General features: G+C 59.3%; 11 protein-coding genes. 8 read left to right on the top strand and 3 right to left on the bottom strand.

The annotated features are described in order from the left end of the window. Positions 1-123 precede the first annotated feature (123 nt). Positions 124-1,251 carry a hypothetical protein gene (locus tag PSQ90_RS02650; RefSeq protein ID WP_282211900.1) on the top strand — a complete coding sequence of 376 codons (1,128 nt, stop codon included), beginning with the start codon at positions 124-126 and terminating at the stop codon, positions 1,249-1,251. Here the strand turns inward: PSQ90_RS02650 and PSQ90_RS02645 are convergent. Together PSQ90_RS02645 and PSQ90_RS02640 are read right to left on the bottom strand one after the other, a co-directional pair. Beyond that, the gene (locus PSQ90_RS02645; protein ID WP_282211899.1) at positions 1,213-3,264 is read right to left on the bottom strand and encodes an FAD-dependent oxidoreductase; all 2,052 of its coding nucleotides are present in this window, start codon (positions 3,262-3,264) and stop codon (positions 1,213-1,215) included. The genes PSQ90_RS02650 and PSQ90_RS02645 overlap by 39 nt on opposite strands. Beyond that, a complete protein-coding gene (locus PSQ90_RS02640; RefSeq protein ID WP_282211898.1) occupies positions 3,261-4,319 on the bottom strand; it encodes an FAD-binding oxidoreductase/lyase in 1,059 nt (352 codons plus the stop codon). The genes PSQ90_RS02645 and PSQ90_RS02640 overlap by 4 nt, the downstream gene beginning before the upstream one ends. A gap of 141 nt (positions 4,320-4,460) precedes the next feature. Between PSQ90_RS02640 and ccmE the strand changes: the two genes are divergently transcribed. From ccmE to PSQ90_RS02605, 7 genes are all read left to right on the top strand, one after another. Next, positions 4,461-6,029 carry a cytochrome c maturation protein CcmE gene (ccmE, locus tag PSQ90_RS02635; RefSeq protein ID WP_282211897.1) on the top strand — a complete coding sequence of 523 codons (1,569 nt, stop codon included), beginning with the start codon at positions 4,461-4,463 and terminating at the stop codon, positions 6,027-6,029. Beyond that, on the top strand, positions 6,029-8,002 hold the full coding sequence (locus PSQ90_RS02630; protein ID WP_282211896.1) for a heme lyase CcmF/NrfE family subunit: 1,974 nt from the start codon (positions 6,029-6,031) through the stop codon (positions 8,000-8,002). Before ccmE ends, PSQ90_RS02630 begins: the two co-directional genes overlap by 1 nt. Beyond that, positions 7,999-8,466, top strand: a complete 468-nt coding sequence (locus PSQ90_RS02625; RefSeq protein WP_282211895.1) for a cytochrome c-type biogenesis protein — start codon at positions 7,999-8,001, stop codon at positions 8,464-8,466. Before PSQ90_RS02630 ends, PSQ90_RS02625 begins: the two co-directional genes overlap by 4 nt. Positions 8,467-8,635: 169 nt before the next feature. Further along, positions 8,636-10,156 (top strand): Do family serine endopeptidase, encoded by a 1,521-nt coding sequence (locus PSQ90_RS02620; protein WP_282211894.1) that lies wholly within the window; start codon positions 8,636-8,638, stop codon positions 10,154-10,156. A 51-nt stretch (positions 10,157-10,207) separates the two neighbouring features. Next, positions 10,208-10,879 (top strand): response regulator transcription factor, encoded by a 672-nt coding sequence (locus PSQ90_RS02615; protein WP_282211893.1) that lies wholly within the window; start codon positions 10,208-10,210, stop codon positions 10,877-10,879. Positions 10,880-10,882: 3 nt separating this feature from the next. After that, positions 10,883-12,208 (top strand): sensor histidine kinase, encoded by a 1,326-nt coding sequence (locus PSQ90_RS02610; RefSeq protein ID WP_282211892.1) that lies wholly within the window; start codon positions 10,883-10,885, stop codon positions 12,206-12,208. Positions 12,209-12,374: 166 nt separating this feature from the next. Then, positions 12,375-15,260, top strand: a complete 2,886-nt coding sequence (locus PSQ90_RS02605; protein ID WP_282211891.1) for a bifunctional [glutamine synthetase] adenylyltransferase/[glutamine synthetase]-adenylyl-L-tyrosine phosphorylase — start codon at positions 12,375-12,377, stop codon at positions 15,258-15,260. Here PSQ90_RS02605 and PSQ90_RS02600 read toward each other — a convergent pair whose 3' ends face one another. Continuing rightward, positions 15,261-16,703 carry a sensor histidine kinase gene (locus PSQ90_RS02600; RefSeq protein WP_282211890.1) on the bottom strand — a complete coding sequence of 481 codons (1,443 nt, stop codon included), beginning with the start codon at positions 16,701-16,703 and terminating at the stop codon, positions 15,261-15,263. Positions 16,704-16,753: the final 50 nt, after the last annotated feature.

Below are 16,753 nucleotides of genomic sequence, written 5' to 3'. Positions count from 1 at the left end.
GCTGTCGGCCAGTCTGGTCCAGTAGTAATAGTCCCAATGCCTTTATCGACGTCAGCTGCACGCAAACAACCATCAACAAACCGACATAATCGGCGCGAACGCCAGGCTGCGGTTCGCCCTTTTTTGGGTCTGATCGACGCCGTCATTGTTGAAGATCCGGTCGAATTTGCATTTTCCGGATCGATCAGTCACCAACGGGCCGAGGCAATCTGGACCTGGGTTGTGCGCGATTTGTGCAGCGACATTATCGACCACGACCGCGTCTCCAGCGATAGTTACGAGATGAGCGAGCTCGAGCTGCTCATGCCAAGAATTCTGGCGCGGATGAAAGAGAGTGTTGCCAGGGCAAAATCTGGTATCGAGGCAGAACGTCGCCTCATCGCGCAATTGGGTGGCGAAAACGGCTACGAGCGTCTACCTGTCGTTATGACCGCCTTGCGCTGCCGAGGTCTTTTAGCCAAAGCGCAGGCTTTTGGGCGGGCGACCAACGATATGGCCGATGAGACAGCGCTCGGCGCTGCCTTGCAATCCATGCCGTTGCAGGATGTGCCGGTCGCCTCGTTATTGCTTCACGCAGCTGTTGGCCAGGTCGCCAATCCCTCGCGGCTGATCAAGAGCGTCGTGCGCGTCTTGGGCAGCGGCAAGGAGGCGGTTGTTGAGCGCTCCGGTTTTGCCCCGCTCATCGATGCCTTGCTGGCCCATGCGCAAAATCAACTCTATTTGCTCCAACCCACAGGCACCTTTGCCGATATCGATCTGGCGTGTCGCGGGCTGGACCGGTTTCATCGTTTGATTCGCGCCGTTGCCGGGTTTGTCGAATTGAGCCGCAAAAGTCGTTGGGGCATGATGGTCGGGGGGATGACCAAGCAGGTTTCGGAACGCCTCGAGCCACGCCTCAAACAGATTTTGCCCGATATCAACCAGACCTTGCGCAAGGGGCGCGAGGGGGCGGATCGTCTCGACGACGACCATTTGCTGGTCGCGCTTAATGGCATCTATCTGCTGGCGGCCATTCGTGACTGTCGCGACTCGTTGGCGCTCAATGCCTTGCTCGATCAGGCCTGGAACCAGACCGGCGAAACGCTCGAACTGCATCTCAATCGCAATCTTGAAGCCCTGCGCCTCAACCCGGATGATCTCATCACGGCCCGGCGGCTTGAAGTCGGAATCAAAATGGCCGAGGTGCGGTTTAACCGCGATTACGCCGATACGCTAAGACGCGCTCGCCTCGGCGCTGAGCGGCGCGGCTGATCCTTTGAAATGATATTGCCCTGCCAACCGGGCGGCCACGGGGCGATCGGTATCGCGAACGGTTAAGCCAACGCCTTCACGCGCAGAAATTGACCGCATCAAGCCAATCGGCGCGCAATGATCGGCGCCAACGATGACGCCGATTGCCAATAAGGGATTGGATTGATCCGAATTGGCAAATATGAGCGCGCCGGGATCCAGCGCGCGCGGCTCTGAGAGCTTGAGTTTCCAAAGCTGCGGATCGCTGCCAAATCGACCCGTAAGAAAGTCCGGTACCAGCGGCGGCGGCACGCTGTCGATATTTTCAGGCGCAGCATCTGAGACAAAATGATCCAACTCGGCAATGGCAACCGAGCGCGCCTGCGCAATGATGCCTGCCTGCTCGCGTGGGATGTCCCCAAGCTGCACGCCCGCCGCGACGTCGCCCACTTCAAGCGCCTGCGGCTGATCCGCCAGTGACCAGGGGATCGGCTTGGCAAACGGCAGGCGGCGGCGTTCAGGCTCCTGAACGCCGATGAGGCTGGCGCCACCATCAAGATAGGCCGGCGCACCCGAAACGGGGACGTGCGTCATGATCGGCGTCGGGCCGTCGGGCGTTTCATAAATTGGATCAATGACGCGCTCAACCACTGGCTTGCGCTTGCGCGCAAACAATTGATTGGCAGCATCGGTGCCACTGTGCAGGCAGGCGTGCTTGCTGATCCACCCGGCCGCAGCGCCCGCCAGCACGATCTTGTCAGGGCCGGCCATGGCTTCGAGCCGATGCCGATCCTCGTTCCAGCAGCTGGCGCCGCCCACGCCGTGCCAGAGGGATAAATCGGGCTGCCATCCCCCGCAAACGATCAATTGATCGCAGGACAGCGGTGCCGCCTGCCGTTCCAACCCCTCGAGTGCCAATCCCAAACTGACGGTCAGGCGGTCAGCATTGCCTTTGCCTTGTTCCACCCGAACCGGGGCGGTGCCGCCAACCTGGGTCATGCCGTAGGCTTTGGAAAATTCGATGAATCGCGACTGGGGATTGAGACGATTGTCAGCCAGTCGTTTGATGGCGATGCCCGCGTCGCTGGCCATCATCACCAGTCGATAGGGAGCGCTGGTAACGCTTGCCAGGATCGCTGACGATCCACTCCAGACACCAAAGTGCCAAGCGCGCCAGAAAGTTTCCAGCGCCCCGGTTACGCCCGGCAGGCGGTTGCCGCTGAACAGGGGCAGGCGTTCGACCGCTCCGGTTGCCAGGATAATGCGTTTACTGGTGAGGGGCTGCATTTTGCCCTGCGGTGGACCGTCACCCCCTAGGACATGGTGGACCAGAACCCGACCGGGGCGCAAAAGCACCACCTCTGCGTGTAGCAATATGGTGATATTATCATGCTCGGCGATTGCCTTGCTCAACCGGGCGACATTGTCAGCGGGCGTTGGCTCGCCTTCAATGGTGCCGAACAGTTCAGCCACCCCGCCAAGCCATCCCTGACGCTCCACCAAAATGACGTTGTTGCCGCGTTTGGCAGCGGCAACCGCCGCACTCATTCCCGCCAAGCCACCGCCGATCACGATCAAATCGGCCTCGGCCAATGGTTCGCGTGGCGCATCGAGCCAGTCAGGCGGCATTGAGCGCGCTTCATCAAGATTGACGCCAAGGGATTGGGGGCGACGGCCCACAATTTCTGCAGCGCGGGCAATTGGACCGACCCGTCGATGACTGCCAACCAATGTTAGTTCGCTACCATTTATCGCGGGCAGCCGGGAAATTGGTATCGCTCGTGCCAGTTGATTGGCATGCGAAACCGCGATGGCGGCAGGCGCCAACCGTTGAGACAGCCCCACAGGATGCCCGCGATGCAGGCCCAGCGTGTCAATGCCATTGGCTAATAGCGCGCTAAGCACACTGTCGCCCGCATAACCTTCTATGAGACGGCCATTGAGTTTGAAACTCAAAGGCTTACTGCGGTCGATGGCCTTGCCCGCTATCGGGTGGGAAGTCGCTGTATCAGTGCGAAGGATCTGGCGTTTCATGCCGCACCCACCCTGGCAAAGTCCTTGATTTCCATGGCCGCGTTGGCACCGCGAACCGCAAAATAGGCTGTTTCAGCCTCGCTTGTATTGCCCAGCAAATAGCGGGCGATGGCTGGCGCCATAAAGGGGGCGATGAGGTCCAGACCAGCCAGCACCGTTGGTCCCGTTGGCGTCAGCGCGCCGATCAGCGGTGCACCATAGCGTGGCGTTAAATGGGTGAACTGGTCTTGCCCGGCCAGCTGCAGGTGGCGATGCGCCCGCAACAGATGGGCCAATTGAGGTAACGCCATTTCGGGGGACAGCGGAGAAGTTGCGGCGATCCCACCGGACGCTCCTTGGCTCAGCTGAACGCCGCTATCAATTTCGATCAATACCGACGATGCCAACGGGCCAGCGGGTTGGGTCAGGATGCTGGTGCCCGTTGCCGAGCGGAAATGGGCTTGCAGCACATTGGGCGCAAGGTTGGCCAGGATCGCGTTTGCATCGGCCAGAACAGCCAGCCGCGCTGTAATCTGGCGGCCTTTGGCATTGAAAACCGCCCGCCCCTGACCGTCGCGACGGCCTGCCAATGTTGCGTTGGCATATTGGGGAACTTTGTTCTGATCCAGCCAGCTTAGAACGCTGGCGGCCAATGCATTCTGATCCATCCAGATCGCGTCGCGCCACTGGATTGCTTGACAGGCGCGCCCGTCAAGGCTCACCCGCTCAACCATATGGCCAAAGCCGCGCGCCATATGTCGAATATGCGACAACCCCTGTTCGCCATCAGCACTATTGGCCGAAAATATCGGATCAACCCGCAGCAGGCTGGCTTTGGCACCAAGGTGCCCGATCAGTTTTTCCGTTTCGGGCACGCCGGCTGCCAGCATCGACCAGCTTTCAGGCCGGGTAAGCGGAGCAACCGAAAGCGTCAGCTTATCAAAAAGTGCAAAGGGTGACGGCCGCTGCCCGATCAGCGCAATTTTCTGCTTGTGCGTACCGGCCAGAATTGCGGCGAGCAGCAGCGCCAGCGGACTGGTGCCCACGATGGCGATATCGACATCCAGTCCACTCATTGCGCCCCAGCCGCCAGCGGCCAATTGTGCACATGTGGCAATAAGCCCCCCTCTATCACGAGCGTTTTTGTGATTTTCCGACACATTGAGCTTATAGATGCGGAACAATCATTTTCTCTCGGCGTCGAGCAATCGGAACCCATGCTGCTCTGGTTTATAGTCACTATTGTTACCGCCATCGCCTGTGCTGCGTTGTATTATGCGGCTACACGGCGTTCGGTCAACGCAGCAGCCGACGATTCAGCCGCTACGAACAGGCATTTTCAGGCCGTGTTGGCGACCATTGATGCTGATCGCGCCGCCGGCAAGCTCGGCGATGTCGAGGCGGAAGCGGCAAAAGGCGAGTTGGCGCGTGAAATTATGCTTCACAAAACCGAGAATACTGACGCGGAAAAAGGCATCTTGTTTGGCGGAAACGCAGCGTTTGCTGCCGTTCTGGCCGTTGGGGTTCTGGCGCTGGGGACCTACCAATTGGTCGGCAGCCCCAACATGCCCAGTCAGCCTCTTGCCGGTCGCGCTGACGCTGCCGCGGCCATCGACATCAAACAGGCAGTGGCGCGGATTGAAACCGAACTGGCCAGCAATCCAGATGATTTGCGGGGTTGGCGCGTCCTTGCGCCAGTCTATATGCAATCGGGTCGCTATGCGGACGCGGCAAAGGCCTATCGCCGGATTGTTGATTTGGGCGATATGACCGCCAACGCGCAGACCGATCTGGGCGAGGCACTACTGATGCAGGCTGAAGGCGACGCCTCTGGCGAGCCGATGGAATTGTTCAGGAAGGCCGTAGCGCTTGATCCGAGCGATGTTCGAGCCCGCTTTTACATTGCGGGCGAGTTGACACGGACCGGCGACTTTCCCGCCGCCGTCAGCGCCTGGAAAGAGCTGCTGGCCCTTTCAAAAGGGGACGAACCCTGGGTTCCAACGGCCAATCGGGGGCTTAAGCTGGCCGAAGCTGACGGTGTGGTTGATAGTGCTGCCGACACCTCTGCCGATGACCAGGCGGCCATGATCGAAGGCATGGTCAGCGGGCTGGCGACGAGACTGACCGATCAGGGTGGCCCGATCGAGGAGTGGGTGCGCCTGGTTCGCTCCTATCTGGTATTGGGCGACAAACAAGCGGCCCAGAAAACCTATGACGCGGCGGTCAAGGCCTATCCAAAAACCTTCGACCGTGCCGATCTTGACAGTATTGCCGCTGCTGGCGAGCTGACATTGGAGGAGCCAAGCCATGACATCGCCATCCCTAACCAGAAAAAAGGCTGGACCCGCAAACAGAAGCGCCTCGCCGTTATTGCCGGTCTGGCCATTGTCGTTGGATTGGCCACAACCCTTGTGCTGGTGGCGCTGCGCGACCAGATCGTATTTTTCTACACACCGTCCGATTTGAGCGCGCACGATGTAGCGCCTGGGCAGGCCATCCGGCTGGGCGGGCTGGTCAAGGATGGTTCCTGGGTGCGCGATGGGGAGAACAATACGTTTGTCATCACCGACGGTGGTGCCGAAGTGAAGGCGGATTTTGTTGGCATTCTCCCTGACCTGTTCCGCAATGGACAGGGCGTCGTGGCCGAAGGCAGCATGACCCCGCAGGGTGATTTCGCCGCCACCAATGTGCTGGCCAAACACGACGAAAACTACATTCCCAAGGAAATCGTCGATTCGCTCAAGGCGCGCGGCGAATGGCGCCCAGAAGCAGGAGCCGCGAACTGATGCCTATTGAACTCGGCCACTTCGCGCTCATCCTCGCCTTTGCAATTGCCAGCATCGCCGCCGTTGGCGGATTTGCATTCTGGCGCAGCGGCGAACGCATTGCCCAATTTGTCAGTCAGGCAGCAATATTGCAGTTCGTACTGATCGCCATTGCGTTTCTGGCCCTGATTCAGGCGTTCGTCGTATCCGATTTTTCGCTGGCGCTCGCTGCAAAAAATTCAAATCCGGTCATTCCTATGCTCTTCAAAATCTCGGGCGTCTGGGGTAATCATGAAGGCTCCATGCTGCTATGGATCCTGATCCTTGTTGGATTTGGCGCCATGGTTGCCGCCTTCGGCAAGAACCTGCCGCGCGATTTGTTGACGCTTGTCCTGGCCATGCAGGCGCTGCTGACCGCCTCATTTTCCGGCTTTACGATTTTTACCTCCAACCCGTTCTGGCGTTTGTCACCAGCCCCGCTTCAGGGGTCTGACCTCAACCCGGTGTTGCAGGATGTTGGTTTGGCCATTCACCCACCGCTGCTCTATACCGGCTATGTCGGTTTTTCGATCTGCTTTTCCTTCGCTATCGCTGCCCTGATTTCGGGCCGGATTGATGGCGCGTGGGCACGCTGGGTGCGGCCTTGGGCGATATTGAGCTGGCTGTTTTTGACCCTGGGCATCGCCATGGGATCGTACTGGGCCTATTACGAACTTGGCTGGGGCGGCTGGTGGTTCTGGGACCCCGTCGAAAACGCCAGCTTCATGCCGTGGCTGGCGGGCACCGCCCTTTTGCATTCCGCCTTGGTTATGGAAAAGCGCAATGCGCTCAAGGTTTGGACTGTGTTCCTGTCCATCATCACCTTTTCCCTTTCGCTGCTGGGTACATTTCTGGTGCGCTCGGGCATTCTGACATCCGTGCACACCTTTGCCAGTGATCCAACGCGCGGGTTGTTCATATTGGCGCTACTGGCCCTGTTCATCGGTGGGGCATTCCTGCTCTTTGCCCTGCGGGTGTCGACCCTGCGGCACGGCGGCCTGTTTGCACCGGTCAGCCGGGAAGGGGCACTGATCCTCAATAATCTGTTTCTGGCCACTGCCACCGGGGCCGTACTGGTTGGCACCCTCTATCCATTGCTGCTGGACGCTTTGGCCGGTGTTTCAATCTCGGTCGGTCCACCGTTTTTCAACCTGACCTTTGCAGTCCTGATGTCGCCATTGCTGATTGTCTTACCCTTTGGGCCACTGCTGGCCTGGAAGCGGGCCGACGTCGTGGCAGCGGCGCAACGACTGGTCGCGGCTGCGGCATTGGCAATGTTTCTGGCCGTTTTGATTGCGGCACTGAGCGGGGCCACAGTCTCGATGGCGCCAATCGGGCTGTTGTTGGGCTTTTGGGTGGCCTTTGGCGCCTTCGCTGAATTGGTCGAGCGCGGCAAAGTTGGCCGCATCCCGCCGATGGACAGCGTGCGCCGCCTCGCCGGGCTGCCGCGCACCACCTGGGCAACGGCCATCGCCCATTTTGGGGTCGGTGTCACCGTCCTGGGCATCGTGGCCACAAGCGCTTGGGAAACCGAATTGGTCACAACCCTTAATCCCGGTGAAACGACCAGTCTGGCCAGCTATTCCATTGCCTTTGACAGTTTTGATCCCGAGAACGGACCGGGTTTTACCGCCGAGGTGGGCACTTTTACCATCACCGATACGGATGGCGGCACCCGGCAGATGCAGGCGGCGCGCCGCACCTATCAGGCCAGTGGCCTGCCAACCACGGAAGCGGCCATCCAGACCTATGGCTTTTCCCAGCTTTACCTGCAGTTGGGCGAAGCCGTTAACGGCACCCACGTCGTCCGTCTCTGGCACAAACCCTACATTACCCTGATCTGGATCGGCACGCTGTTCATGGCCTTTGCGGGCGCTTTATCCCTGACCGACCGCCGCCTGCGGGTAGGGGCACCCCGGCGTAAGGCGCGTCAGGTCAGAGAGGCTGTTCAATGAACTGGCTTCGCGCGCTGCTGGTAATGTTGCTGTGCCTGCCTGCCATGTCGGCCCTGGCGCTCAACCCCGACGAAATTCTCGACAATCCTGCGTTGGAAGCGCGGGCGCGCGATATATCTGCTGAGATTCGATGCCTTGTCTGTCAAAACCAGTCCATCGACGACAGCGACGCCGATCTCGCGCGCGATCTACGCCTCCTGGTGCGCGAGCGACTGGTTGCGGGCGACAGCGACGATCAGGTGCGCCAATATCTTGTCGACCGCTATGGAGAGTTCGTGCTGCTCCGCCCCCGCATGGAGGCCCGCACAATTCTTTTGTGGGGCGCTGCCCCCGTTCTGCTGCTGATTGGCCTGATCATCCTGTTTATCGCGGCCAGACGCCGAACTCCTGCAACGCCCCAGAGCCTTACCGGCGAAGAAAAAGCGGTGCTCAAGGCGCTTCAAAGCGACAAGGCAAAGCAATAATGAGCCGAGCTGAGGGCGCAAGAAATGCGGCTGATCCATGGCAAATTATTGCCTTGGTGCCGCCCCGAGCATTACCATAGTTTAATGTGAACGCAACTTACCAGCAATGACCGCTCTTATATGGTCACAGCCACAAGCTGTTGAGAGCTTTACCAAGGAGACTGATTAGATGCGTTCGACATTTCTTTCGCGTACCCGTCGCTGGCTCGGTGCCTCCGCTTTGGCGTTACTCGTTGCCATAGGCGGTGTTTCTACGGCGCTGGTGATGACCAGTGAGCAGGCCACTGCGCAGGTTCAGGTCCAGCCTGCCGCGCAAATCGTGCCACCGGGTGTCGCGCCGACCCAAGGGTTTGCTGATCTGGTTGAGGCGGTCAAACCGGCTGTGGTCTCTATTCTGGTTGAAGCGCAGGAAACCGGTGCCTCCGGTCCGCGTCGTGGCCAGCCCAATTTCAATTTCCCCGATCTCCCGGACGGGCATCCATTCAAGGACTTCTTTGACAACTTTGGCCAGGATGGCAACGGCCAGGGCGGAAAACCGCAACCCCGTAAATTCCTCGCTGCCGGTTCCGGCTTTGTGATTTCGGCTGACGGTTACATCGTCACCAACAATCACGTGGTTAAGGACGCGACCAAAGTGACCGTTGTCTTTGATGATGGCGATGAAAAGGTCGCCGAAATCGTGGGCACTGACGAGCGCACGGACCTGGCGGTTCTCAAGATCGACGGCACCGACATGCCTTTCGTCAAACTCGAAACCGAACGCAGCCGCATTGGTGACTGGGTGGTCGCAGTTGGTAATCCATTTGGCCTTGGCGGCACCGTGACCGTCGGCATTATTTCGGCTGAAGGCCGCGATATTGGTGGCTCCAGCTACGGTGATTTCCTCCAGATCGACGCCGCTGTCAATTCAGGTAATTCGGGTGGACCCGATTTTAATCTTAAAGGTGAAGTTGTTGGCGTAAATACCGCAATTTACTCTCCAAATGGTGGTAATGTTGGCATTGCCTTCGCCATTCCAGCTTCGACCGTTCAGCAGATCGTTGATCAGTTGATCAAGGGTGGCACGGTTGTCCGTGGCTTCCTGGGTGTGTCCATTCAGGACGTAACGCGCGATATCGCCGACAGCGTTGGGCTGCCTTCGCCCAAGGGCGCCATCGTCCGTGAACCTACCCCCGATGGTCCTGCCGGTAAGGCAGGTGTTGTTTCCGGCGATATCATCACCGCCGTTGATGGCAAGCAGATCAGTGACGCTCTGGACTTGTCACGCACCATCGCCAGCAAGGCACCGACCACACCGGTCGAACTGACCATCTGGCGCGATGGGGCCGAAACCAAGGTCAAGGTTACCCTGGACACGCTGAAGGAAGAAACAGCTGACGCCAGCGAATCCGCGCCCGTACCACCCGCAGAAGTGGCACCGGCAAAGTCCAGCGTTGGGCTGACCCTTGTGCCAAACTCTGACGGAAGCGGTGGCCTGCTCATCCAGAATATCGATGAGAACAGCCCCGCAGCGGAAAAAGGCTTTGCCGTTGGCGACGCCATTCTTGAAGTCGACAACAAGCCTGTGGCGACCCTCGACGAGTTCGAAGCCGCCATCAAGGGCGTCAAGGACAAGGGCCTGAGCACAGCGCTGGTCAAGGCCAGCCGCGACGGCCAAGCCCGCTTCGTCGGCTTGCCACTGTCCGAATAAACGAACTGATGGCCCCGGGGCATCGTCCCGGGGCCGCATTTGGGGCCGCACATGAAAATCCTGTTAATCGAAGATGATCGTGAGGCCGCCAGCTATCTCATTCAGGCGCTTGATGAGGCAGGTCACGTTACCCATCATGCCGCCGACGGCGAAACCGGCTACGCCATGGCCTCGGGCATGGACTATGATGTCCTGATCGTTGACCGCATGCTGCCGCGCCGCGATGGCCTTTCAATCGTTGAATCGCTGCGCGCCGAGGACGACAAGACCCCCGTTCTGATTCTTTCCGCGCTGGGCGAAGTCGATGACCGCGTCACCGGCCTTCGGGCAGGGGGCGACGACTATCTGACCAAGCCCTATGCCTTTACCGAACTTCTGGCCCGCGTCGAGGTACTGGCGCGCCGCTCCAGTCCTTCAGAAGCCGCCACCAGCTACGAGGTCGCCGGGCTGTCGCTTGATCGCCTGTCGCGCAAGGTTGAGCGGGAGGGCGAAACCATCCTTCTGCAACCGCGCGAATTCCGGCTGCTCGAATATTTGATGAAAAACGCTGGTAAGGTGGTAACCCGCACCATGCTGCTCGAAAATGTCTGGGACTATCACTTTGATCCTCAGACCAATGTTATTGACGTTCACATGTCGCGACTGCGCTCCAAGATCGACAAGGGCTACGCCAATCCGTTGCTGCAAACCGTGCGCGGCGCCGGTTACATGATCCGCGAGTAATCCGTGTATCGGCTTGCCCAGATCTGGCGCACCTCAACCGTACGGCTGACAGCGACTTTCATTCTGATCTTCGTGTTGTTTTCGATATTGCTGATGGGCTTTATCGGCTGGCAGTCCAGTATTCAGATTCAGCGCCAGCAGGCCAACGACATTGACCGCGAGGTGCGTCAGGTACAGCGCCTCGAGCGCCAGCAGGGCGTTCGCGGCATTGCGTTTGCCATCGAGCGCCTGTCGCGTAATCCGGGGCCGGGCATCTATTATCTGGGCGATCTTTCCGGCCAGTATCTGCTCGGCAATGTCACCACCATTCCCGCCGATATTCTGCAACATCCGGGCATGTACAGTTTTGAGTATCAGCGCTCGCTGCCCATCGACGCTGAAGACGACAGCCCCGAAGACGCGCGGCGCGGCTATGCGGTTGCCCGCTCGATATTGCTCGACAGTGGCCTACGGCTGGTTGTCGGGCGCGATGTGGTCGAACGACGCGGCTTTACCGCCATTATTGTTCAAAGCTTTCTGGTTGGCGTCGGCGGCATATTGTTTTTCTCGCTGATCGCCGGAGGCATTACCGCCCGCCGGGTGCTGCGCCGCATTGATTCCATCAGCGCAACCTCCACCACCATCATGTCGGGCAACCTGTCCGAGCGCATTCCCATCACCCGCCGCAACGACGAATTTGACGGTCTGGCGACAAATCTCAATGCCATGCTGGATCGCATCGAGCAATTGCTGCAAGGCCTCAAGGAGGTCACTGACAACGTCGCCCACGACTTGAAAACGCCCCTGACCCGGCTGCGCAATCAGGCGGAATCGGCGCTGCGTGATGGTACGGACAACGAACAGCGACGCGTCGCGCTGGAAACCACCATCGTTGAAAGTGACAAGCTGATCCAGACGTTCAACGCGCTGCTGATGATCGCGCGCGCCGAAGCGGGCGCACCTTCTGGCGCTCTGAGCGATGTCGATGTCAGCGCCGTGGTTGCCGATGTTGCCGAACTATACGGCCCGGTTGCCGAGGACGCAGGACTTGTGCTGGAAGCCAAAGTGACCGATGGCATTCATTTGCACGGCAACCGCGAACTGATCGGCCAGGCCATGGTCAATCTGGTCGAAAACGCCATGAAATATCACGAACCCGGCGATGACGGGGTTGGCAAGATCGTGGTCAGCGTCCACGAGAGCGAGGGACGGGTAATAGTCGAGGTCAGCGATAATGGCCCCGGCATTCCTGCTACCGACCGCAAGCGCGTACTCGAGCGCTTTGTGCGTCTTGAAAAAGCCGAACCGAACCCGGCTCCGGCCTTGGCCTGTCACTGGTGGACGCCGTGACCCGGCTGCACAAGGGCCATTTCCGCCTTGAAGATAACAATCCCGGCGTGCGGGCCATCATCGACCTGCCTGTTGCCTGAATCGCAAATCGCCGTAGCGATCTGATTGCGTCAAATCCGATGGCGAAAGCCTTGTCGCGCCCAAGCGGTCACGCTATCCCTTGGCAATGACCATTGCTCTTTCGCCGCTCCCCACCATCGACCATCCGGACTTTGACCTTTGGCTGGCTGACTTGCCTGCCGCAGTCCAAGGCGGGATCAGCGCCGCGGCCCCTTGCCTTGGCCCCTTGTTGCAATCGGCGCCCTATCTGCTCGATCTGGCCCGCATCAACCCAGAGTGGCTGGCCGAGGCGCTGGCAAGCGATGCCGATACCGCTTTTCGGTCGATCCTGGCCGAGGTTGAATCGGTCGGCAAGTCAGCAGCGGACGAAGACGAATTGGCCCCGGTTCTGCGCATTGCCAAGGGCCGCACCGCCCTTCTTGCGGCCGTTGCTGAGACGGGCGGCGCCTGGACAACCGCACAATCGACCGCCGCGCTTTCGGATCTTGCCGACGCCGCTCTCGACGCCGCACTCAATCTGTTGGTGCGACAAGCTGGGCTCAAGGGCCAACTGACCTTGGCAGCCGGGGACGCTACCGCCGCCAATAGCGGCCTCGCCATTTTTGCACTGGGCAAGCATGGCGGCCGCGAACTCAACTATTCTTCCGATATCGACATCGTGGCTTTCTTCGACCCGGAAAAAGGTGCTTTGACCGATCCCGGTGAAGCCACCAAAATCTATTCGCGCATGGTTCAAAAGCTGGTCGGTCTAATGGAGGACCGGCGCGAGCATGGTTATGTGTTCCGCACTGATTTGCGCTTGCGCCCCGATCCCGGATCGACCCCGGTTGCCATCTCATTTGATGCGGCGTTGGCCTATTATGAAAGCCGGGGACAGAATTGGGAACGTGCCGCCTGGATCAAGGCGCGTGCCTGCGCCGGCGATCAGCAGGTCGGTGCGGCGTTCCTCAAGGAACTGGCCCCCTACGTCTGGCGCAAGCATCTCGATTTTGCCACCATCGCCGACATTCAGGCGATGAAACGCCAGATCAACATTGCCAAGCGCGTCGGCGATATTCGCGTCGAAGGGCACAATGTCAAACTGGGGCGCGGCGGCATCCGCGAGATAGAATTTTTTACCCAGACCCAGCAATTGATTGCCGGTGGCCGCGACGCCACCCTGCGTGTCAAGCCAACGACGCAGGCGCTGGCAGCTCTGGCCGAGGCGAACTGGATCAACGACCAGACCGCGACGGAGTTGACAAAAACCTACTGGTATTTGCGCGCTGTCGAAAACCGCTTGCAGATGCTGGCCGACGAGCAGACCCACACCATGCCCGCCACCAGCGACGAGGTCGCAACCATTGCGCGACTGATGGGGCAGGGTGATCTATCCCGCTTTGAAGCCGATTACCGTGCCGCGCTTGAACTGGTGGTCCATTATTATTCCGATCTGTTCGCCGATGGTGAAAGCCTGGGGAGTGGCGAAGGCAATCTGGTTTTCACCGGCTCCGACGATGATCCAGGCACGCTTGAAACCCTGTCCGCCATGGGGTTTTCAGACCCCAGCAAGGCCATTGAGACAGTTCGCCGCTGGCACTACGGCAGCTATCCCGCCACACGGGCATCGGCGGCGCGCGCCCATTTGACCGAGTTGCTGCCCGCCCTGATCGCCAATCTTGGCGGCGCTGGCAATGCCGACGAGGCAATGGCGCAGTTTGATAATTTTCTGTCGCGCTTGCCCACCGGCGTGCAGTTGTTCGCGCTTTTGCGCAATCACCAGCAGTTGCGCACCCTGTTGATCCAGTTCATGGCCTCCGCCCCCAGAATGGCCGAGGCGGTCATTCATCGCGCTCACGTCATGGATGGGCTGATCGATCCTGCATTCGCCGATGATGTGACCCACGAAGATGTGCTGGTTGCCAAGGTCGATGCCTTTCTGGGCGAAGGACGCAGTTATGAGGAAACCATCGATCGCGCCCGCATCATTGGTCAGGAGCAAAAATTCCTGATTGCGGCGGGCCTTTTGTCCGGAACGCTAAGCGCTACCATTGCGGGCGAACAGTTTACCGCGCTCGCGCAGGCCCTGCTGCGTCGTCTGTTTGATGCCGTGCGGCACGAATTTGAAAAGCGCCACGGCAAGATTGCGCGCTCTAGCGTCGCGCTGCTGGCCTTTGGAAAAATGGCCAGCCGCGAGATGACGGTTTCGTCTGATCTTGATTTCATCCTGCTCTATGACGCCCCGCTCGATACGGAATCGGATGGTGATAAATCCCTTTCGACCAACCATTATTTTACCCGCCTGACTCAACGTCTTGTTGCCGCCATCACTGCGCCAACCGCCGAGGGTGTGCTGTATGAAGCCGACATGCGCCTGCGCCCTTCGGGCAACGCCGGGCCACTGGCAACCAGTCTGGCGGGCTTTAAATCTTATCATCGCGACAACGCCTGGACGTGGGAGCATCTGGCGCTCAGCCGCGCTCGCGTCATATTGGCGGACGAGAATTTGGGTCACACGGTGGATGAAGCCATTGCCGAGGTCATGGCGCGGCCACGTGATGTCGCCAAGACTATTGCCGACGTCGTAGCCATGCGAAAACTGATGGCCGAGGAGCGACCGGCGCGCCACCCCTTTGACCTCAAACTTGCCAAAGGCGGTCTGGTCGATCTCGAATTTATCGCTCAGTCGGCCCAACTGGTCGCTGGCAACAAGGTCGCTGCGCCCCAAGCGCTGACGACGAAGGTTCTGATGCGAATGGCCGATACCGGGCTTTTGGAGCAGGGCGCCCGACTGGCTGATATCCATCGGGTCTATTCCACCATTTTGCAGGTGATGAGCGTGGCGCTGGTTTCTCCGTTCAAGGACGAAGCCTGGAGCGCGGCCTTCAAGGAACTGTTGGCCTCATTGACCCACTACCCGGACTATTCGCGGCTGGAACTGGATCTGGCAACAATGCAGGACGAGGTGAGTGCAGCAGCGGCGCAGTGGTACGAAAAGGCCGAAAAACTCTAACTATTCAGCTGCCTGCATAACGCTGGTATCGCCTTCGACGGCAGGTAGGGATATCGCCACCGTGGTGCCCATGGCAGGGCTTGAATCTATTGCCATCCGTCCGCCGCTCAACTCGGCAATGGCGCGCGAAATCGAAATGCCAAGGCCGGGGCCCACGCCCTCGCGGGTAAACCGCGCATCCCCCAGCGCAAATGGCTGTTGCAGGCTCTCCAACCGGTCCTCGGTCATGCCAAGGCCGGTGTCCGAAACTTCGATCACCACCCCGTCATTGGCTGCGTAGGCCGCCACGGTGATGGTGCCGCCCTGCGGCGTAAAACGCAGCGAATTGTCGATCAGATTGCCCAGCATGCGCTGTAATGCCAGCTTATCGGCGCTAATTATCGCCTGCGTACATTCGCCCAGGCAAAACTCGATACCTGCACGCGCTGCCTGCCCACGATAGCGCAGAACCGAACTTTCGATCAGCTCATCCACCTGAAGCGGTTCACTGCGCAAAACCTTTTGGCCGCTTTCAAGTTCAGCCAGATCAAGAATGGTGGCGAACGATGCCAAAAGCCCTTCGCCCGAGGATTTGATGGTTTGAATGTATTCGCGATACCGCGGATCACCCAGCGCCCCGTAGGTTTCATGGGCCATGAGTTCGGCAAAACCGATGATGTGGTTGAGCGGTGTGCGGATATCGTGGCTCAAATGGGCCAGAAAATTTGTCTTGGACCGGCTTGCTGCTTCCGCCTTGAGTTTTTCCTCGTGATAGCGCCGCGCCAAAAGGCGTTGTTCTTCTCTGATGGCATTGAGCAGCATGTCGGTTTTCTTGCGCTCGGTAACATCGGAAACCAGCGTGATGAACCCGCCGGTTTCCAGCGGTCGTTCATCAATCAACAGGCAACTGCCGTCCTGCCGATGCAATTCGAGCAGGCGGTTGTCGTCATCTTCGTTGATCAATTTCATGTAGCCACCCCGGATCAACTGGGTGACCGCGTCGTGATAACTTACCGCGCCGCGAAAACTCCCGGTCGCCAGGTTCAGGCGGCTGCGATATTGATCGTTGCAAACGATCAGGTTACCCGTTGCGGTCCAGCAGGCAACGCCCAGCGGAATGGCACCCACCAATGTCTGAAAACTGGCGCGTTGGCTGGCGTCTGGCCTCGGTCCATATTTGAGCATCGCCGCGCCGATCAGCACCACGGCGAGCAAGCCTACAACCATCGCCCGTTGCCAGATGCCTTCCATCGAGCCGACTTCGGCGCTGGTCCGCGCAATGTCGTAGATGATGAAAAGGCCTGCACTGCCGATTGCTGTAAATGCCACTGCATTGGGAACAGGATTGTGACAAAATGCTATCCGGCTCGACGACGTATTAGTTGCATTGCTGTAAATGCCATTCGCCTGACTTCCGCTGCCGAATCCTTCGGCCCCGGCGCCGGAAATATCCGCCGACCGCATACCAGTCTCCTTGGTTTTTCGGGAGATTGTCCCCGCCCCGATTTGCCCTT

This window comes from Devosia rhodophyticola (genome assembly GCF_028816475.1).
Lineage (GTDB): Bacteria > Pseudomonadota > Alphaproteobacteria > Rhizobiales > Devosiaceae > Devosia > Devosia rhodophyticola.
The sequence above is the reverse complement of the archived record's forward strand: the minus strand, read 5'-3'. Positions and strand labels throughout refer to the sequence as shown.